Annotated in this window: 16 protein-coding genes; 10 read left to right on the forward strand and 6 right to left on the reverse strand. The window is 56.6% G+C overall.

Annotated features, from left to right (window positions below; translation table 11 throughout):
• The first annotated feature begins 127 nt into the window (after positions 1 to 127).
• Both ACYZUD_RS02060 and ACYZUD_RS02065 read left to right on the forward strand, forming a co-directional pair.
• The gene (locus ACYZUD_RS02060; RefSeq protein ID WP_462022365.1) at positions 128 to 535 is read left to right on the forward strand and encodes a GNAT family N-acetyltransferase; all 408 of its coding nucleotides are present in this window, start codon (positions 128 to 130) and stop codon (positions 533 to 535) included.
• A gap of 124 nt (positions 536 to 659) precedes the next feature.
• Positions 660 to 1,505 (forward strand): alpha/beta fold hydrolase, encoded by an 846-nt coding sequence (locus tag ACYZUD_RS02065; RefSeq protein ID WP_462022366.1) that lies wholly within the window; start codon positions 660 to 662, stop codon positions 1,503 to 1,505.
• 108 nt (positions 1,506 to 1,613) lie between these two features.
• Here the strand turns inward: ACYZUD_RS02065 and ACYZUD_RS02070 are convergent, their stop codons facing one another.
• Together ACYZUD_RS02070 and ACYZUD_RS02075 are read right to left on the reverse strand one after the other, a co-directional pair.
• Entirely contained in the window at positions 1,614 to 2,927 is a 1,314-nt protein-coding gene (locus ACYZUD_RS02070) for an aspartate aminotransferase family protein (protein ID WP_462022367.1), read from the reverse strand.
• A 77-nt stretch (positions 2,928 to 3,004) separates the two neighbouring features.
• A complete protein-coding gene (locus ACYZUD_RS02075; protein ID WP_462022368.1) occupies positions 3,005 to 3,661 on the reverse strand; it encodes a TetR/AcrR family transcriptional regulator in 657 nt (218 codons plus the stop codon).
• 1,297 nt (positions 3,662 to 4,958) lie between these two features.
• Between ACYZUD_RS02075 and ACYZUD_RS02080 the strand changes: the two genes are divergently transcribed.
• Both ACYZUD_RS02080 and ACYZUD_RS02085 read left to right on the forward strand, forming a co-directional pair.
• Positions 4,959 to 6,215, forward strand: a complete 1,257-nt coding sequence (locus ACYZUD_RS02080) for a hypothetical protein (RefSeq protein WP_462022369.1) — start codon at positions 4,959 to 4,961, stop codon at positions 6,213 to 6,215.
• Between the two features lie 71 nt (positions 6,216 to 6,286).
• Entirely contained in the window at positions 6,287 to 7,084 is a 798-nt protein-coding gene (locus ACYZUD_RS02085; RefSeq protein WP_462022370.1) for an alpha/beta fold hydrolase, read from the forward strand.
• Positions 7,085 to 7,596: 512 nt separating this feature from the next.
• Here ACYZUD_RS02085 and ACYZUD_RS02090 read toward each other — a convergent pair.
• The 3 genes from ACYZUD_RS02090 to ACYZUD_RS02100 all read right to left on the reverse strand — a co-directional run bounded on the left by ACYZUD_RS02090 (position 7,597) and on the right by ACYZUD_RS02100 (position 11,015).
• A complete protein-coding gene (locus tag ACYZUD_RS02090; RefSeq protein ID WP_462022371.1) occupies positions 7,597 to 8,871 on the reverse strand; it encodes an MFS transporter in 1,275 nt (424 codons plus the stop codon).
• A gap of 64 nt (positions 8,872 to 8,935) precedes the next feature.
• The gene (locus ACYZUD_RS02095; RefSeq protein ID WP_462022372.1) at positions 8,936 to 10,090 is read right to left on the reverse strand and encodes an acyl-CoA dehydrogenase family protein; all 1,155 of its coding nucleotides are present in this window, start codon (positions 10,088 to 10,090) and stop codon (positions 8,936 to 8,938) included.
• Positions 10,091 to 10,148: 58 nt separating this feature from the next.
• Positions 10,149 to 11,015: an IclR family transcriptional regulator gene (locus ACYZUD_RS02100; protein WP_462022373.1), complete on the reverse strand. Its 867-nt coding sequence runs from the start codon at positions 11,013 to 11,015 to the stop codon at positions 10,149 to 10,151.
• 237 nt (positions 11,016 to 11,252) lie between these two features.
• Here ACYZUD_RS02100 and ACYZUD_RS02105 point away from each other — a divergent pair, with 237 nt between their 5' ends.
• Genes ACYZUD_RS02105 through ACYZUD_RS02130 form a run of 6 tightly spaced genes read left to right on the forward strand, consistent with a single transcriptional unit; the run spans position 11,253 to position 17,817 of the window.
• Positions 11,253 to 12,038, forward strand: a complete 786-nt coding sequence (locus ACYZUD_RS02105) for an enoyl-CoA hydratase (RefSeq protein ID WP_462022374.1) — start codon at positions 11,253 to 11,255, stop codon at positions 12,036 to 12,038.
• Positions 12,039 to 12,041: 3 nt separating this feature from the next.
• Positions 12,042 to 13,571, forward strand: a complete 1,530-nt coding sequence (locus ACYZUD_RS02110) for a 3-hydroxyacyl-CoA dehydrogenase (RefSeq protein WP_462022375.1) — start codon at positions 12,042 to 12,044, stop codon at positions 13,569 to 13,571.
• Between the two features lie 24 nt (positions 13,572 to 13,595).
• Positions 13,596 to 14,798 carry a 3-oxoadipyl-CoA thiolase gene (locus ACYZUD_RS02115; protein WP_462022376.1) on the forward strand — a complete coding sequence of 401 codons (1,203 nt, stop codon included), beginning with the start codon at positions 13,596 to 13,598 and terminating at the stop codon, positions 14,796 to 14,798.
• A gap of 24 nt (positions 14,799 to 14,822) precedes the next feature.
• Entirely contained in the window at positions 14,823 to 16,061 is a 1,239-nt protein-coding gene (locus ACYZUD_RS02120; protein ID WP_462022377.1) for a CaiB/BaiF CoA transferase family protein, read from the forward strand.
• Between the two features lie 60 nt (positions 16,062 to 16,121).
• Positions 16,122 to 16,871 (forward strand): electron transfer flavoprotein subunit beta/FixA family protein, encoded by a 750-nt coding sequence (locus tag ACYZUD_RS02125; RefSeq protein ID WP_462022378.1) that lies wholly within the window; start codon positions 16,122 to 16,124, stop codon positions 16,869 to 16,871.
• A gap of 16 nt (positions 16,872 to 16,887) precedes the next feature.
• On the forward strand, positions 16,888 to 17,817 hold the full coding sequence (locus ACYZUD_RS02130; protein WP_462022379.1) for an electron transfer flavoprotein subunit alpha/FixB family protein: 930 nt from the start codon (positions 16,888 to 16,890) through the stop codon (positions 17,815 to 17,817).
• Positions 17,818 to 17,855: 38 nt separating this feature from the next.
• On the opposite strand, the gene ACYZUD_RS02135 is transcribed toward ACYZUD_RS02130, so the two are convergent.
• Complete coding sequence (locus ACYZUD_RS02135; protein WP_462022380.1) at positions 17,856 to 19,724, reverse strand: sigma-54-dependent Fis family transcriptional regulator; 1,869 nt, start codon at positions 19,722 to 19,724, stop codon at positions 17,856 to 17,858.
• Positions 19,725 to 19,909: the final 185 nt, after the last annotated feature.

Genomic DNA, 19,909 nt, shown 5'->3' on the forward strand with positions numbered 1-19,909 from the left:
GAAAGGATTCGCCTTCCGCGCTCACTCCCTTGGAGCCCAGGTTCTTCAGTTGGTAACAGGCAGGATTGTGCATGGATTATCTATGCGCATATTTTCCAAAAGGCTTGGTTCCAGATGAGTATGCAGCATGGTCGGATCAGTAGCGATTGTCGTAGCCAGCACGGAACAGCGAATCACAATGATTGCATCGATGCAGGTTGTCGCAGTTCAGGAATTGACATGGCTCCATGGGATTGATAGCGATCTGCTCGACATTTTTTATATCGTACTACTGCACGGCAAGGCCGTCGGATATTGCGTTTTCCGTCGCTCGGTATCCGAGATCCGTCGTTTGTTTATATTACCGGAGTACCGACGAAGCAAAATGGGTACGGACGCCATCGCTCGACTTTTAGTGTTGTTACGTAAGGATGGGCACTCATTCATAACGTTTCAGTACTCTGACGAATCCGTAGCGGCTTTTGTAGCGAAAGCGTTTCGTTCCTGGCCAATATTCACCATTGATGAGGGGGTCATCTTAGTGGATATCGCTTAAGCATGATTAGGCGTGACAGCGGTTTACGTTTCTGAGTTTGACTCCCTTGTTGACGCTTTCCCTGACTTTGTCCGCGCTTGGTAGGGAGAGGCGCTAATTCGAATTATTGACAGTTGAGCATCCTATGCATCTGATTACGTATGAAGGTCTAGCGACACAAGACATCGTCACCTGCCTTGGCCGCTTGAGAGTGCGCAGCATTGGGCAGGGGGAGGCGATAGTGTTTTGGTCTAGCCTCCTGATGAGCGGACGCATGTGGATGGCCCAGGTGCGATATTTCAGTAACAGGTATCGAGTCATACTTATTGATCCGCCCGGTCACGGAGACAGCGAAAAGTTGACTCGGGGATTTACGTTCTCGGAGTGCGCGCAGTGTGTGGTAGAGGTACTGGATGAGTTGGGCGTTGAAAAAACCCATTTCGTTGGTAATTCCTGGGGCGGGATGATTGGTGGAACTTTCGCGGCAATGTATCCCGACAGGGTCGGTGCTGCTGTGTTGATGAATTGTACGGGGTCACCGGCAGGGTTGAGGCAACGGTTGGAGTTTCCGCTCTTGGCAGGGCTTATCAGGCTATTTGGAGGATTTCGTGGATTTACGCTGAACGCCGCGACTCGTGCATTCGTGGGCCCGACTGTCGAACATGAAAAATGTCATGTTATTGCTCATATCCACAAGGCGCTGAAGGCCTGCAATGTCGACTCTATTGCATGGGCTGTCGCTAGCGTTGTTCCCAGCCGCCCGAATCAACTTTCACTATTGGCGGCAGTTCGTTCGCCGGTTCTGGTAATTGCAGGTGAAGAGGACCGTACATTCGCGGTCGATGAAACCAGAGAGATGGCCAGGGCGATTCCGGGCGCTAAATTCGTGATGATGGAAAGGACAGCGCACCTAGCAGCACTGGAGAGTCCCGCAGAGGTTAATTCACTCATTGATCGATTCTTGAAGAGCGTTGAAGAAGTAAGTGAGTAGTCAATCTCTCAAATGAGCTCAGAGAGCTATACCACTGAAGTGATCATGAATGCGCCATATTTCGGTTTAAGCTCCCGTGGTAAAGCGTGTTGAGGGGCGCGCAAGGAATTATTTTTTGCTACCGGGTTCGATACCAGGATTTTTTGTGCCTGCGGCAATCTTACTCAATACCTTATCCAGTTTTTCGGTCAACAAATCGCAGTTGTCTTTTGAAAATATCAAGGGAAGCCTAATCATCAAGACATTTCCCTGGCGGCCCGCTGCGTCGATCAAAACCCCTTCTATACGCATCAACTCCATCGCTGTTCGAGCTTCCTGTCTGGCAGGAAGCATCGTATGGCGATCAGTAACGAGTTCAATGCCAAAGGCGAACCCCAGGCCCTGAATATTCCCGATTAAAGAATGTCTTGCCGCCAGGGATTGGAGTTCTGAACGAAGATATCGACCAACCGCTTGTACATTCTCAAGTAGGCTCAGCTTGTCGATTTCCTTGAACACAGCGTTCTCAACAGCCGTCGACAACGCGTTGCTCATAACATTGTTGAAATGCCCTCCGCTGTGTTGAAACGCTTGACCAATCGCTGCGGTTGTCACGACGACGCTCATTGGAAGTCCGGGCCACACGGATTGTCCTGATATCACGATGTCAGGAACAACGTCGTAATGCTCAAAGCCCCACATCAGGCCAGTTCGCCCCATCCCCGCTTGCATTTCATCGGCAATGCAAAGCCCTCCTGCCAGGCGGATTCTGGTGTAAACGCGATCAAAGTAATCGCTGGGTGCCTCTAAAAAGCCTTCCATGGCAAAAATCGAATCGCACATGAATGCCGCTACACCGCGGCCATTGATGTCCAATGTGTTGATGGCATCGTCAATCAATTTTATATATCGCTTGGAAATGTCAGGTGCTGTAAACGGCGGGCGATAGGTGTTGGGGGGCTCTACAGCGACGATTTGAGGCGTCCATTCTTTGTTGGAACTCCCGTCATCGAAATATTCGTCTCGGTGTAGAAGATTGCAATTGCCTGCATTCTCCATAACTATCGCTCCGGATTTTTTAGTCACGATTTGGGCTATGCGCATGGCCAGCTCAATAGCTTGAGTTTCGGTGTAGACAAAAAAACAAAGACTCAACTCGCCAGGCAGGCTGCTCGTGAGTCGTTCAGCGTAGTTAACGACATGCTCATCAATAAAATAGGGATTAATATTGAGTTGACACGCTTTTTCACCGATAGCTTTGGTGACTGCTGGATGATGGTGGCCGACACTAGCCCGCTGACTGTAACAGTCCAGATATTTACGATCTTGTGTATCAAAAAGCCAAACACCTTCCCCTCGAACCAGGCCAGTTAGCATGTCGAAATGATTAGAGCCAGCCACGTAGTGCCGGCAAGGGCGGACCAAGTCGAATTCATTAATCATGCTGCTGAAACTCTTCAAGGTGATCTCTCAAAACGAATTGAAGTATTCATCCATTATTGGCGGTGTTTTGGCAGAACTTAAACACGGAATTTAGACGTTTTGGCGTGAGGGAGTTCATCTGGAAGGTGATTTCCTAAGTAACTGATCGCGGCAAGTTGCGCCTCCTTGGCGAACTCCTCAGTGATTTTTCCGTGCTGAACATTTGAGAGTGTGAAGAACAAAGAAGTGATTTTTGCGCTGTAAAAAAATATATCTGCTCGGGCAGAGAAGTCCGGCAATTTAAAGTGTCGTTGAATTATATCAATCATAACTTGGCCTATGGCGTGATCATTAAAGCGATCGGCGTGTTTGATTTCTGGTGGGGCTTTGTCGCTGAGCACCAAGTGTCGAGCGTCTGGCCTCTGATTGTAAAATGTTAGCCTGCGTCTAATAGATTCCTCAATGATTGCTTGCCAGCTTGCTTGGGTTTGCCTTGTATAGGGTTCCATAAGCTGAATAAGAAATTGATCATGTAATCTCGCAACTACTGCAGCTAATAAATGGTTTATCTTTGGGTAGAAGTGATAAGTTGATCCAATTGGGATGTCGGCACGATGGGCAACAACTGCAAGCGTGATCTCCTCTATAGGTGTGATGTCAAGTAGAGTGATGGCGGCAGCAATCAAGCGCTCGCGTCTCTCCATGCTTCGAGCTTGAGTTATTGTCATGCGTTTTTGATTTAATATTACTGTCATGGATTGACTTCTTCTAAGTAACTGCTGTTGCGCTTCTGGGTAGATTGGCTTGTGCGACCTAAAGTGTGATTTTCTGCAGTGCGCGGTTTGTTAATGACGGTGGAGCCACAGATACGCATTGTATGCGGGGGGGCGGACAGTGAACTGGACCTGTCTGACGACCGCTCAATGGTTGCTCAGACATTAGCATCATCTGATGCTGAGGCTATCGCCAGTAGCGGGTGACCGCTTGACAGCGCGTGCCAATGGTATTGGCAATTCACGCCAACTCGCAGGTGTTTCTCTCTGGCGGATTGTTATTCACAATGTATGCCGGTGGTGCGGACCTATGTTGGAGCTTTGCAGCGTTGTCGAATCGGAGCCAACACTGCCGGCCGCATACGAGTATGAGATTACTGATCAACAGGAACACTAAACGAAAGGCATTGTCCCAGGAATTAATGCACATAAGATCCATTGCAGCCCGCTGGATGAATTATTCAGAACGCTCTCTTCAGTCTTCAGTCTTTAACTACAATAGTTGTAGTTGTAGTTAAGAAGTTGAGAGGGTCGGTTTGGCGTAAATGTATAGGTGGGTATAACTGTTTCTGTATTATTTTTAATAAAATAAACTTTGCCGGGCTTTTTTATCGTAACCACCGATGTGAAAGTTTTCCGCAGTGGACTACGGTGGTCAGACGGGCTCGAGTGAAAAGGCAGTAAGTGGCCGGCGTACAGCGTGGTCAGTCTTGCTTTCTTGGCATTGCACGTCCTCCTAGTGGTGCCGTTAGTCGGCCGGCAGTTTGCTGAGCTGCTGGACCGAGAGTGGATGTGGATCAATCGGCTTGCGGGGACGGCTGGAGCTGAGTAGGAGCCGCTGGGCATCGCCGGATTGACGCGTCCATGGCCAGTGAGTGCTGGTGGCGATGGAGCGGTGCTGTCGCACCAGAACCTCTAAGGCCATCGAGAAGCATCGAGTGATCGGGCACGGATCGGGATGAGGCGGATAGTTTAGCTAACTCCATCCAAGAGGCGAGGAGACCCCGACGTCTTCGGCGAGGCGTAGCAAATGGCAATTTCGTGGCGTGTACTGCCAATCTATCTTCGATTGGTTGGTTTAGGCTGCTGTTCGTGTGGTTTTCAGGCGACAAGTTTGAACAGCAGTAACTCCTGAAGGCATTCAGACCCGCTGGAAGCCAAGCAAGTCACCGAGTGTGGCCCTCCGCGTACTTCGTTTAAAGATGTGACGCGGGAGAACTCTGTCGTGCGTCAACGTCCCGCCTAGAAGTGCTTAACAATAAAAATGAGGAAGGTTGTGATGGATGAACACACAGTAACGTCGTCCAACCGAGAGTCGGGGCGATCCTTTGAAAATCTCCCGGATTCGTCAGGCGCGATCGCTGCCCGGGAGCGTGACAACCTGTCGGCGATCGTCGCAGCCTTGTTCGTTGGCTGTGCAAGCCTTATCGGCCTGGGGGTAATTCCCATCCTTTTGGGTGAACTGGCTCAGATGGGGCGGCTTTCCGTTGCAGGAATTGGAAACGCCGCGTCCGCGGAGATCACGACCCTTGCTTTCGGCGCTTGCGTTGGGCCTTTCCTCATCAACCGAGGCTACGTCCGAATGGTCGGTGTGGGGGCTTGCTTGCTTCTTGCTGTTTCGACCATTGCGCTTCGCTGGGCTCCCACACCAGAGTTCATCTACGTAATGCGTGGAGTTGCGGGGTTGTGCGAAGGATTCGCGATGGCTGCAGCTGTCCTTGTGACGACGCATTCCGCGCAACCTGATCGGCTGAACGCTGTGTTCCTAGCCGTCACCGCCATACCACAGCTCCTCGCTGCCTATCTTCTACCTCTGGTCCTGTTACCCCGCTGGGGGATCGACGGCGGCTTGGTCTACATCGCTGCCGTGGGACTGATTGCCGCGGTTGGGGGGCTATTCCTTCCTCGCAGCGTCCAACTAAAAGGCCAGGAAGAGGGCGGCACCCAACGGTTGACTGGCGGGGCCTTGATCTTCAGTGTTGCGATCCTGCTGGTGTGTGCGGCAGAGGGCACAGCGTGGACTTATGTCGAACGCATGGGCTCAATACTTCAACATTCTGCCGAGGTAATCAGTTTCACTATCGGTGCGTCACTCGCGCTTCAGATTATTGCGAGCTTCGGTGTTGCGATCATCGGTTGGCGCCTTTCCTTTCGATTTGCGTTGACGGCGGGGGCGCTTATTCTGGCCATTTCCGCAATAGGCATTACGTGGCAAGGCGGTCTGAATATTTACGTCATTTCCACATGTGTCTTTATGACGTTGTGGGTTGCACTACAGCCCTTTCAGGTCCGACTTGCCATCCAGATCGATCCCGGCCGAAGGTTGGCCTTGCTCATCACCCCGCTGAGCCTATTCGGTTTAGGCATTGGTCCGTTCTTGCTTTCTCCAGTGATTGCCATCATAGGGGTGACCGGTGCCTTTCATGGTGCGGCTGTCCTGATCATGATCAGTCTCGTGCTCTTCTCCATGGTGTATGGGGCTTCGGGCCCTGCCCATGTACAAGGTAATCGCGCCGGCAACCTGCATGAAGGATAGGCAGTGCCAGCGCGCGAGCGTCAGATACGTCAAGGATCTTCCATGCCACAAAATAAACATAAGGACTGCGCATGCCCTTCGCTACGATCAACCAGCAAGAGATTCACTTTACCGACCACGGCGGCTCCGGCCTACCGGTAATCCTTAGCCATGGTTTTTTGATGGACGAGCAGATGTTTGTCCAGCAGGTTGCTGCCTTAAGCCCTGAGTTTCGCGTGATCACCTGGGACGAGCGTGGTTTTGGCCAAACCCAATACGATGGCAAACCCTTTACCTATTGGGACTCCGCTTGCGACTGCCTCGGCCTGCTCGATCACCTGGACATTCAACGGGCCGTGTTAGGCGGCATGTCGCAAGGCGGCTTTCTATCGTTGCGTGCCGCGCTGCTGGCGCCAGAGCGTATCTTGGGTCTTGTGCTCATGGACACGCAGGCAGGCCCGGAAGCCGTTGAGCATGTCGAGCAGCACAAGCAGCTGCTGCAGGCCTGGATCTCCAGCAGCCTGACCACCGAAATGGCTGAGTACGTTGCCAACTTGATCATTTCCGAGCCCACCGAAAACGCCAAGTGGATTGCCAAATGGAAGGCCATGAATCCACAGCAACTTGCCAACCCCAGCAGTTGCCTTATACAACGCGAGGACATCAGTGATCGCTTGGCAGAAATCAGTGCGCCCGCCCTGGTGATTCATGGCAGCGATGACCACGCCATTACCCTCAACTTAGCTGAGGCACTGTGCCACGGCCTAAAAGGCAGCGAACCATTGGTTCTAGTCGAGGGCGCAGGCCATGCTGCCAACCTCACCCACGCTGAGAAGGTGAATCCGCCACTACTCGCATTCCTGCGCGGACTGGTTACTTATCACGCCTAGCTTTCCTCGCTCGGGGTGTTGGAAGTTAGAAGTGGCTTAGCGAGTAGGACCTGCCTCTCTGGAGGCCATTAGGCCCCAAAACTAGGCTCATCCGTCTTGATGTGTAGCCGTTCGTTTTTGGCCGATTTCTGCCGCTCATGACTGGCAAAAATCGAGCTGAAGCAATCGCTCAGCGAAAGCTACGAATCCAAGAGCTGCTCCGTGGTGCAGAATTTGGCCTATGGGGTCGGGTTCATTCCTGTCGAACGTTATCGGCGGTACTGGCCGATAGCTGTCGGTCGCGACAGGCTTCTTCAAGGCGTATTTTTCACCCTGGCCAAAGCGCCCTGGAAAGATAGTTTTCGAAAATGCCAGAAAGATCCGGGCTAAATGGTCGAAGTTTGTTGCGGGGAATATGACGGTTCAAACAGATTTGAACAAAAAATTGACGTCTCTTGAGCATGTTCAATAGCAGCGGTCAGTCGGATAAGGAGTCTCCGACAGACTGCTACTGAATTGTTGAGTTACCGGTTTTATTGCTTTTGCGGATCGAATTGTTTGTCCCTGATAAACACTGCTGGAATCACGCCGCAGATGAAGTAGGCTGCGCCCATGACCAGAAAACCCACACCGATCGAGCCATGAGAGGCAAGGAACCCGATAGCGGCCGGAGCAACCGCTGCACCCAGACGCCCGATATTGTAAGCACCGCCTACGGCGGATCCGCGAAATTTAGCCTCGAAGCTTTCGGTCATGTACGTGGCGTTCACACCGTAAGGGATGCCGTACAAAAAGCCGAACACCACCAGCATCCAGAGTATGTTTTCCTGGCTTTGGAACAGCACGATCACCGGCAGGAATACCGAGGTCCCCAAGGCGCCAAAGGCGAAAACGGTACGACGCCCGATACGATCAGCCGCCAGGCCTGCAAGAATTTTGCCGAGGATCATGGCCGTGTAGGTGCCAACCATATAGCCGGTCATGGATTTGAGATTCATGCCCAGTTCACTTTCCAGGTACGTCGGCATCCAGTTGTTCACGCCGTAGTAACCGAACTGTAGAAAGCCGGCAGTCAGAGCCCAGAAGATAAACATCCGGCTAGCTTGCGGATCACTGAAGATCAGCTTGTACATGCTTTCGCGCTTTTCGGAGAGCCGATTTTGGCCGCCCGTGATTTTCTTCTTGGCGCGCTCGGCCTGAGCGTTGATCCAGGCTCGTGGCTCCGGCACGAAACGTTGCATGACCACCGCGAGGATCACCGGGATGATGGCAATGTAGAAAAGCCAACGCCAGCCATGGATCGGTAATATCCAGCCGGCCAGCAGCGTCGCCACGATGTATCCCACTGACCAGCCTGCTTGCAGTGTGCCGAGTACCGTAGTTCGGTAGCGGGTGGGTACGTATTCGGACATCAACGTGTTGCAAGCCACGTACAGTGCGCCTATCCCGAGTGATGCCACGAATCGGGTGATCGCGAACTGCCAATAGCTATGCGTCATGCCTAGCACAGCGGTGCCGACGGAAAACAGTACGATACTCCAGACAACGGTTTTCACCCGGCCGAAGCGATCGCAGGCCCAGCCACCGTAGATGCCACCGATGGCCATCCCGGCCAGGGTAAAGCTACCCAGGCTGCCGGCTTCTACGTTGCTCAGGCCGAATTCGGCCTTCAGGCTGCTGAGGCTGTAGGAAAGCAGCATCAGATCGGCACCGTCGATCAACAATCCAAGAAAGCAGAAGATGAAGACCAGCACCCAGGTACTGGTTTTGGCGTGCGTAGTCACACTCGCCTGAGCTGCAGCGTCCATGGTGTTACCTTTTTTGTATTTATTGGGGGAGGGCACTTGAACCGAAAATTGAAAGCCCGTGGCTTCAGCGTTGAGCGTCGCGGATCATGTTTCGGGCGATGACTATCTGTTGGATCTGGGTAGTGCCTTCGTAAATGCGGAACAGGCGAACATCCCGATAGAAGCGTTCGATGGCGTACTCGCTCACATAGCCGGCACCACCATGAACCTGCACGCAGCGGTCGGCGACCCGTCCGCACATTTCAGTGGAGAACATCTTGGCGCAGGAAGCTTCAGTGCTGACGTTGCGTCCGTCGTCACGCTTGCGTGCGGCATCCAGCACCATGCAGCGACTCGCATAGATTTCAGCCTTGCTGTCGGCGAGCATGGCCTGGATCAGTTGAAACTCGGCGATCGGTTTGCCGAATTGTTTGCGCTCCATTGCGTAGCGCAAGGCATCGTCGAGCATCCGTTCAGCAGCGCCGACACTCAGCGCGGCAATATGCAGCCGACCTTTGTCGAGTACTTTCATCGCGGTCTTGAAGCCCACGCCTTCGACACCACCGATCAGTTGGCTGGCCGGGACCCGTGCATTCTCAAATATAACGTCGCAGGTGTGAGCACCTTTGTGGCCCATCTTGTGATCGGGCTTGCCCAGTGATACGCCGGGTGTTCCACGCTCGACAATAAACGCGCTGATGCCGGCGGCGCCTTTGATCTCGGGATTGGTTCGCGCCATGACCGTATAGATTCCGGCGTGTGGGGCATTGGTGATGAAGCGCTTGGTGCCATTGAGAATGTAGCTGTCGCCGTCGCGCACGGCGTTGGTTTTGAGCGAGGCGGCGTCTGAGCCCGCATCTGGCTCTGTCAGGCAGAAGGAGCTGAGCAGCTCGCCACTGGCCAGTTTGGGCAGGTAGTGATGCTTCTGTTCTTCAGTGCCGTCCAGGAGGATACCGATGGAGCCGATCCCGTTGTTGGTACCGATGTAGGAGCGAAACGCCGGTGAAGTGCGGCCCAGCTCGAAGGCGATATTCACCTCTTCCTCCATCGTGACGCCCAAACCGCCAAACTCTTCCGGGAGCGTCAGGCCAAACAAGCCCATTTCCCGCATCTGTTCGACGATGTCTTGGGGGATCGCGTCGGTGTCGGCCACTTCGTTTTCACGGGGAATCAGCACTTCGCTGACGAACTGACGAAGGGAATCCAACAGTATCTGCAGGGTTTCGGTATCACGGATCATGTGCACTCCTAAGGCTCGCAAGCGAGCCGGTTTTCTAGGGCGCCGTTACTCCGTTGTGTCAGCGAGCAGCGGCGCCAATGTTGTTAACCATGTTGATCAGGCGAGGCCCGATATCGTCCACGAGCTGTTCACGGGGTAGCTGAAAGCTCGGTCCACCGCAGTTGAAGGTCAGTAACCCGTACTGCGGGTGCAGCAATGGAACTGCAACGGAGTTGACGTCGCGATGCCACTCACCGATCGACAGGCAGAAGCCGTAGTCGGCGAAATCCCTGAACGCTTTGTCCAGCCCCTTGCGGATGGCTGGCCATTGCTCCGATTCGCGCTGGCGAATGTGATCGAGCAGAAACTCCCGCTCGGTTTCCGGCATCGCAGCAAGGCACGCCCGACCTACCGAACTCTGTGCCAGCGGCAAGTAGCTGCCGATCTGCCGGCGCATGGTCATGTTGCCCTGACCCTGAACCACATCCAGGTACACCATCTGAAGTCGATCGCGGGCGGCCATGGCGACGGCCGCCTGAGCGTGATTGGCCAATTCCTCCATCAACGGATGAGCCACTGTGCGAATCGCCAGATTTGACAACATGGCGTAACCGAAACCCAACACACCTACGTCCAGCTGATACTTGCCTGAATGCACTTCACGTTTGAGGCAGCCCAACCGCATCAGCGTATTGGTCAGACGCGTCACCGTCGGTTTGGGCAACCCGGTCATTCGCGCCAGGTCCTGATTGCCGAGCACGTTGTCGCGCGGGGTGAAACACCTCATCAGCTCAAGTCCGCGTGCCAACGCAGTTACGAACTGGCCACTGCTTTCGTCTTCGCTCAGCGCGCTGGCGGGATCTAGCATGCCCATCTTCAGTAAGCCGATTTCATCCGCTCCTTTCGTCTTGTCCACGGCCTGTTGATCTGCCTTGTTGCGACCCATGGTAGAACCTCGCTTTCGAGAAATGCAAGAAAATAAAACATAGTTTCGTCTGGCGAAATTGTATTTGGTGCTTAAACAAAAACCAATCTATTTATTTATCTTGTATAAATCTCTGTAATTAAAGGACTAAAACAGATTTATTGGTTTGCCTGTTTACAGGGATTTAGAAGCGTATCTATGATTGATCGTAATTACGGTATTCAGTTTCGCATAGCGAAACAAAAATAAGAGGTAGGTATGGACTCCCAGCTTAACGCTGTAGTGGATCTGCAAATCCGCGATGATGCCGTCGCTGTCGTACGGATCCAGCGGCCCGAGGTCAAAAACGCACTCAACAGCGCGGTGCGCGAACAGTTGGCAGAAATCTTTCGCTCTCTGGCCGGCAATGAGCAGGTGCGTGCGATCGTCCTCACTGGTGGTGAACAGTGCTTTGTCGCCGGTGCCGACATCCGCGAGTTCGCCGAGGCCAGCCCTATCGAGATGTATCGCCGCCACACGGAGTACTTGTGGGAGGCCATCGCTCGTTGCCCTAAACCCGTGATTGCAGCGGTGAATGGTTTTGCTTTGGGGGGCGGCTGCGAATTGGCGATGCATTGCGACATCATCGTTGCAGGGCAATCGGCACGCTTCGGTCAACCGGAGGTCAAGCTTGGCCTGATGCCAGGAGCCGGTGGCACCCAACGCCTGATTCGCGCCGTCGGCAAATTCCAGGCGATGCGTATTGCACTGACGGGCTGTCTGGTCCCGGCCCCCGAAGCGCTTGCCATGGGCATGGTCAGCGAGGTGGTGAGTGACGAACGCACCGTGCCGCGAGCACTTGAGCTGGCTGCTGAAATAGCCGCCTTGCCGCCTCTTGCTGTAGCGCAGATCAAGGAAGTGATGCTGCTCGGTGCGGACTTGCCACTGGACAGCGCCTTGGCGTTGGAGCGCAAGGCGTTTCAGTTGCTGTTCGATTCCAGGGACCAGAAAGAGGGTGCCAATGCCTTTCTTGAAAAACGCAAAGCCACCTTCTCGGGAGAGTGATTCATGACACGCGAGATCAACCATATAGCAGTTGTGGGGGCTGGCATCATGGGCACCGGCATAGCCCAGATTGCCGCCCAGGCCGGTATTCAGGTCCTGCTGTTTGATAACCGCGAAGGCGCTGCCCGGACCGCTCGCGATAACCTTCAACAGACGCTGGACAAGCTGGTGAGCAAGGGCAAGATCCTCGGTGCAGACGCACAGGCCACACTCGATCGCCTGCAGGTAGCGACCGCTCTGACCGAGCTCAAGGACGTCGACCTGGTAGTCGAAGCCATTATTGAGCGCCTCGATGCCAAGCAGGCTTTGCTCGCACAGCTTGAAGCGGTCGTTGGTGACGATTGCATTTTGGCAACCAATACCTCTTCGCTGTCTGTGACTAGCATCGCCCGGGAATGTCGGCGTCCTGAGCGTGTCGCGGGGTTTCACTTCTTCAACCCGGTGCCACTGATGAAAGTCGTGGAAGTCATCGACGGCCTTGCCAGTGATCCGCAAGTGGGTGATCGCTTGCAGGCATTGGCGGCGCGCATGGGCCACCGCGGTATTCGAGCGAAGGACACGCCAGGTTTCATCATCAACCATGCGGGGCGTGCCTATAGCACCGAAGCCTTGCAAATTCTCAAGGAAGGCGTGACTGAACCCGCCGAAATCGACCGCATCCTGCGCGAAGGCCTGGGTTTTCGCATGGGACCGCTGGAGCTGTTCGACCTTACAGCCCTGGATGTCTCACACCCGGTGATCGAGTCGATCTACAACCAGTTTTATCAAGAGCCTCGATATCGCCCGGCAGCGCTGACTCGGCAGATGCTCGAGGCCGGGTACGTCGGTCGCAAGGTTGGGCGTGGTTTTTACCGGTATGCCAACGGCCAAATGGTTGATGCACCCCAGGCGCAGGCAGTGCCGGTAGTGGAGGCGCTGCCGCCGGTGTGGCTGGGTACCGAGAACGAGGTCGATCGTGTCAGCCTGACTGCTTTGCTGGAGCAGCTCGGCGCGCAGGTAGAGCAGGGCACCTCACCGTCCAGTGAAGCACTCTGCTTGCTGGCGCCCTATGGCCTGGATGCCACCAGCGCTGCGGAACGCTTTGCCACTGACCCGACGCGCACGGTCTGCATCGACCCGCTGCTCGACAGCGCTCGCTACCGCACGCTGATGCTGAACCCGGCAACCCGAGTCGACATACGCAATGCCGCGCATGCATTGCTGGCTTGCGACGGCGTCGGTGTCAGCGTGATCAACGACAGTGTCGGCTTCGTTGCCCAACGCGTGCTGGCAATGATCGTCAACCTGGCCGGCGATATCGTCCAACAGCGCATCGCCAGCGTCGAAGACCTGGATGAAGGCGTGCGCCGGGGGCTGGGTTATCCGCAGGGGCCGTTGGCCTGGGGCGACAGTGTCGGCGCCAAACGCCTGCTGACCATCCTGGAGCGCATGACCGAACTGACAGGAGATCCGCGTTACCGGCCGGGTCCTTGGCTGCGCCGACGCGCGACCCTCGGCCTGTCGTTGTGCCACATCGAACCGACACTGACCTGACCTTTTAACGCCTAGGATACTTCCATGCTCGACGCCTACATCTTTGCAGGGTTGCGGACTCCCTTCGGTCGTCACGGTGGTGCGCTCGCACCCGTGCGACCCGATGATCTTGCTGCTCATGTGATTCGAGAACTGCTTGCGCGATATGCCATCCCTGGTGACGCCATCGAGGACGTGATCCTCGGCAATACCAACCAGGCAGGAGAGGACAGTCGCAATATCGCCCGCCACGCTGCGCTGCTCGCCGGTTTGCCGGTGACGGTGCCGGGGCAGACGGTCAATCGATTGTGTGCCAGTGGTCTGGCCGCCGTGATCGACGCAGCCCGCGCGGTGACCTGCAAGGAAGGCGAACTGTTCATCGCTGGCGGGGTGGAAAGCATGTCTCGCGCACCGTTTGTCATGGCCAAGGCTGAAGCCGCCTACAGTCGTGAGTTGACGGTGTTCGACAGCACCATCGGCGCGCGTTTTCCCAACCCCAGAATTGTGGCCGAGTTCGGCAACGACAGCATGCCGCAGACCGGCGACAACGTGGCCCAGGAGTACGGCGTCGAGCGGGCCCAGGCCGATGTGTTCGCCGCACGCTCCCAGGCCCATTACGAAGCTGCCCGCCAGCGCGGTTTCTTCAACGACGAGCTGCTCGGCGTCAGCGTGCCCACCGGCCGCAAGACGCCGCCGCATCTGGTGGAGCAAGACGAACACCCGCGCCCGCAGTCTGACCTGGCTGCCCTCACGCGTCTGCGCCCCTTGCACGAAGGGGGCGTGGTCACCGCCGGCAACGCGTCTGGTGTCAACGATGGGGCCGCAGCACTGCTGATCGGTACGGCTGCCGCGGGTGAGCGTCACGGGTTGGTGCCCATGGCGCGTATCCTGTCGAGTGCCGCGGCGGGTGTGGCGCCGCGCATCATGGGTGTCGGCCCGGTGGAGGCGATCAACAAAGCCCTGGCCCGCGCCGGGCTGACGCTGGCGGACATGGATATCATCGAAATCAACGAAGCGTTCGCCAGCCAGGTACTGGGCTGCCTCAAGGGGTTGGGCCTGGCGTTGGACGACCCTCGGGTCAACCCCAATGGTGGCGCGATCGCGGTGGGCCATCCATTGGGCGCCTCAGGTGCGCGCTTGGCGCTTAGTACTGCGCGGGCGTTGCAGGAAAGTGGCAAACGCTACGCCGTGGTCAGTCTGTGTATCGGTGTCGGCCAAGGGCTGGCGATGGTTATCGAGCGTGTGTAAACGCTCAAGCAAAGGTGAAATGACATGGGTGCTTTGACTGGATACCGCGTGCTCGACTTGAGCCGTGTGCTTGCCGGCCCCTGGTGCGGGCAAACACTGGCCGACCTGGGCGCCGAAGTGATCAAGGTCGAACGGCCGGGCGTGGGTGACGACACCCGTGGCTGGGGCCCGCCCTGGATGAAAGGCCAGAGCGATGAGTTGACCTCCGAGGCCTCTTATTATCAGTCGACCAATCGCGGCAAGTTATCGGTGGCACTGAACCTGGCCAGCCCGGAAGGGCAGGAACTGGTGCGTGCGTTGGCGACCGATTGCGATGTGCTGATCGAAAACTACAAGGCTGGCTCCCTGGCCAAGTATGGGTTGGATTACGCCTCGCTGGCGCAGATGAACCCGCGCTTGGTGTACTGCTCCGTCACCGGCTTCGGGCAGACCGGGCCGCGCGCTGCGGAGCCGGGCTACGACTTTATCGTGCAGGGCATCGGCGGGCTGATGAGCATCACCGGCGAGCGCGATGACCTGCCCGGTGGCGGGCCGCAAAAGGTCGGCGTGGCGTTTTCCGATCTGATGACCGGGCTTTATTCCACGGTCGCGATCCAGGCGGCGTTGCTCAGCCGTGAAAAGACCGGCGTGGGTCAGCACATCGACATGGCGCTGCTGGATGTGCAGGTCGCCACCTTGTGCAACCAGAGCCAGAACTACCTAGCCTCGGGCAAACCACCCGGCCGTTACGGCAATGCCCACGCCAACATAGTGCCGTATCAGGTGTTTCGCGCCAGCGACCAGGACTTCATCATCGCTTGCGGCAACGACTCGCAATTCGTCGCTCTGTGTGAAGCCATCGGCCTGGTGCACCTGTCTCAAGACCCGCGCTTCATGCGTAACGCCGACCGCGTTGCCAATCGCGAGGCGATTATCGAGATCTTGTCGCGGCACTTCCTTGAGGGCTGTGCGCAGGCGTGGATAGACCGTATCCATCCCCGGGGCGTGCCGATAGGGGCGATCAACAGCATCGCACAGGCGCTGGATGAGCCTCAGGTCAAGGCGCGCAATATGCTGGTGACGATTCCCCATCCGCTGAAGGCCGATTTCGTGACCGTTGGGAGCCCGATCAAGCTGTCCGGCACGCCGGTGGAATACCTGCGACCGGCGCCGATGCTCGGCGAGCATACGGATGAAGTGCTTAAACGTCAGTTGGGGTTGGATGACGAGCGTCTGGCGCAGTTGAAGGCCAGCGGTGTCATTGAGCAGTTGGGCGCGCGCTGATCTGCTTTGCCCGGCCCGCCGAGGGTGAGTCGGGTTCACTATTTTGTAATGGAGTTATCCATGAAAGTCCTCGTAGCTATCAAACGAGTGGTCGACTACAACGTCAAGGTTCGCGTCAAGGCGGACAATTCCGGCGTCGAGCTCGCCAACGTCAAGATGTCGATGAACCCGTTCTGCGAAATCGCCGTGGAAGAAGCCGTACGCCTGAAAGAGAAAGGCGTTGCGACTGAAATCGTCGTCGTCTCGATCGGCCCGTCCACCGCTCAAGAGCAACTGCGCACCGCGCTGGCTCTGGGTGCCGACCGCGCCATCCTCGTTGAATCCGCTGAAGACCTGACTTCCTTGGCGGTTGCCAAGCTGTTGAAAGCCGTTGTCGACAAGGAACAGCCTCAACTGGTGATCCTCGGCAAACAGGCCATCGACAGCGACAACAACCAGACGGGCCAGATGCTCGCGGCATTGAGCGGCTACGGTCAGGGTACGTTCGCGTCGAAAGTCGAAGTCAGTGGCGACAGCGTTGCCGTGACCCGCGAAGTTGACGGCGGTGCGCAAACGGTTTCCCTGAAACTGCCGGCCATCGTCACCACCGACCTGCGTTTGAACGAGCCGCGCTACGCGTCCCTGCCAAACATCATGAAAGCCAAGAAGAAGCCTCTCGAAGTGCTGACTCCGGACGCTTTGGGCGTTTCCACCGCCTCCACCAACAAGACCGTGAAAGTCGAAGCGCCGGCTGCACGCAGCGCGGGTATCAAGGTCAAGTCGGTGGCTGAACTGGTCGAGAAACTGAAAAACGAAGCGAAGGTGCTTTGAATTGGAGAGCCGAATAATGACTATCTTGGTCATCGCAGAACATGACAACAAAGTGCTGGCTCCGGCCACTCTGAACACTGTTGCTGCTGCCGTTAAAATCGGCGGTGACATCCACGTGCTGGTGGCCGGCGCATTCGTGGGCGCCGTGGCTGAAGCCGCAGCGAAAATCGCTGGCGTGGCTAAAGTGCTGGTGGCTGACAATGCCGCCTACGCTCATCAGTTGCCGGAAAACGTGGCTCCTTTGGTAGCCGAGTTGGGCAAGGGCTACAGCCACATCCTGGCTGCCGCCACCTCCAACGGCAAAAACATCCTGCCGCGCGTTGCCGCGCAACTGGACGTTGATCAGATCTCCGAGATCATCTCGGTCGAAAGCGCTGACACCTTCAAACGCCCGGTCTATGCCGGTAACGCCATCGCTACCGTTCAGTCGAACGCTGCGGTCAAAGTGATCACCGTGCGGGCTACCGGTTTCGACCCGGTGGCTGCTGAAGGTGGTTCCGCTGCCGTTGAAGCAGTTGCCGCTGCCCACGACGCCGGCACTTCCAGCTTCGTCGGCGAAGAACTGGCCAAGTCCGATCGTCCGGAACTGACCGCTGCCAAGATCGTCGTTTCCGGCGGTCGCGGCATGCAGAACGGCGACAACTTCAAACACTTGTACGCCCTGGCCGACAAGCTGGGCGCTGCCGTCGGCGCTTCCCGCGCCGCGGTCGACGCCGGTTTTGTACCCAACGACATGCAGGTCGGCCAGACCGGCAAGATCGTTGCGCCACAGTTGTACATCGCCGTCGGTATCTCCGGCGCGATCCAGCACTTGGCCGGTATGAAAGATTCCAAAGTGATCGTGGCGATCAACAAGGACGAAGAAGCACCGATCTTCCAGGTGGCCGATTACGGCCTGGTGGCGGACTTGTTCGAAGCAGTGCCAGCGCTTCAGCAAGCCCTTTAAGGATGAACCAGGCGGCGGTACGCGGCGCCTGGCGAGTCTCAGTCGTATGAGCCTTTGCCCGGCATTTTGATGCCGTGCAGGTTGACCTTGCGATACAGCGTTGCACGCGAAATCCCCAGCTCCTGCGCGGCCAACAGCGGCTTCCAGCGATTGCGCACCAGCGTATCAATCAAAGCTTGGCGTTCTGGACTCCCAGAGACCGTGTTCAAGCCTTTCGCAGGTGCACTCACGCTCAGTGTCACCGGTAGATCCTCCACCCCAATCACCTGGCTTTTGCATATAGCACAGGCGTAGCGCAGCACGTGGTGCAATTGCCGCATATTGCCGGGCCAGCTGTAATTCAGCAGCATTTCCAGTGCCGCTTCGCTTAACTCAAAGCGTTCCCCCGAGCGTGCGCATTCTTCTTCCAGCAGTTTAGTGATCAGCGCCAGCTTGTCCTTACGCTCGCGCAGCGGCGGGATATCGAAGCGCGCGCCGCTCAAGCGGAAGAACAGGTCCTCGCGGAAGTGCCCGGTTTCAACCAGGGTGGCGATATCACGGTGGCTGGCGCAGATGATCTGGATGTCGATCGACTGTGCACGTGCTGCACCCAATGGCGCTACCTCACCCTCGCTTAACACCCGCAGCAGGCGCGTTTGCAAGGACAGCGGCATGTCGCCGATTTCATCCAGGAACAGGGTGCCGCCGTCCGCCTGCTGCAACAGACCGAGCATGCCTTTGCTGGAGGCGCCGGTGAAGGCACCGGCGGCATAGCCGAACAGCTCGCTCTCAATCAGGCTCTCGGGTATCGCCGCGCAGTTGATAGCCACGAAGGCCTTGTCGCGGCGTTTACTGGCAGCGTGCAGTTGCAGGGCAAAGTGCTCCTTGCCGGCGCCGGTCTCACCATGAATCAGCACAGGCAGCCCGCGATCCTTGACGCGCACCGCCAGCTCCAGCGCTTGGGCGACCTTAGGGTCGAGGGCTGACGCCAGTGTGCTGGCCGCGGGCGCACTGATGGGCCGGCGGGGCATCTTGAGGCGCACATGCAGGCCCATCGTCGGCAGGTAGTGGATGTTGTCATCCCCGGCGGCGGGCAGTTGCGCTGAGGCGAAGGCTTCGTCGATATGTGTGGGGATCCGGCCACAGCGCTGCAAGAGCAGGCGTCGCGCGGCGGGGTTGAGCGCTTCGATGCGGCCATCACGGTCCCAGGCGAACAGGCACTGAGGCTGGCTGTCGACGTAGCCGGGCAGGGGATGGGCGCGTAACACCCACAGGTCTTGGGTGCTGTACATGAAGTAGGCATTTTCAAGGTCGATGGCACTTTGGATAACCATCTGCCGGATCAGATGCTGGCTGCGTCGGTCGTCCGGTGCGCGCACTGAAGAGACGTCCAATACCGCCAGGATCTCGCCGTTGGGTGAAAATATCGGCGCCGCCGAGCAGGTATTGCCAATGAACGCCGCGCGGAAATGATCATGCTTGTGCACGGTGACCGGCAGTTTGTCGATCAACACCGCGCTGACAGCGGTCGTACCTTCTTCGTTTTCCGACCAGCAGGTGCCGACGTCCATGCCAGAACGGCGGTACTCGCCGCGCAGGGTCGATTCGATCCGATAGTCGACGGTGCAACCCAGCGTATCGGTGAGCATCACACAGTAATCGGCGTCTCGTACGCGGCTATGCAGCCGCGACATCTCATCACCGGCCAAGTGCAGGAAATCGTCGACACGCTGGCGGTGTTCATTGATTTGGTGAGCCTCCAGAACCCTGGGGCCCTGCAATGACCCAGGGTCGAGTTTGTAGTGCTGTATCGAGCGTCGCCAGGAGTCGAGGATGATATTCGGCACCGGTAAGGTCGGGGCATTTCCAGCCGTGCGTAACACTCGATTCACATGCTCGACATGAACCTTTGACAAGCCAGAGGACATGGTACCTCCGAAGATTGGATCTTATTTTTCTGTGAGGCTCATTAAAGGCGCGATGGCCGTCCCCTTCAAGCTGAATCGGTCAGCCGGTCCCGGTGAGACATAACATCTCAGTATTCGCAGGGGGACGTGAGGAAGGAGAGCCATTATGTCTTGGATTAGCCGCCTTTCTCATACCTTGATTTAAT

This window comes from Pseudomonas sp. XS1P51, from assembly GCF_054897845.1.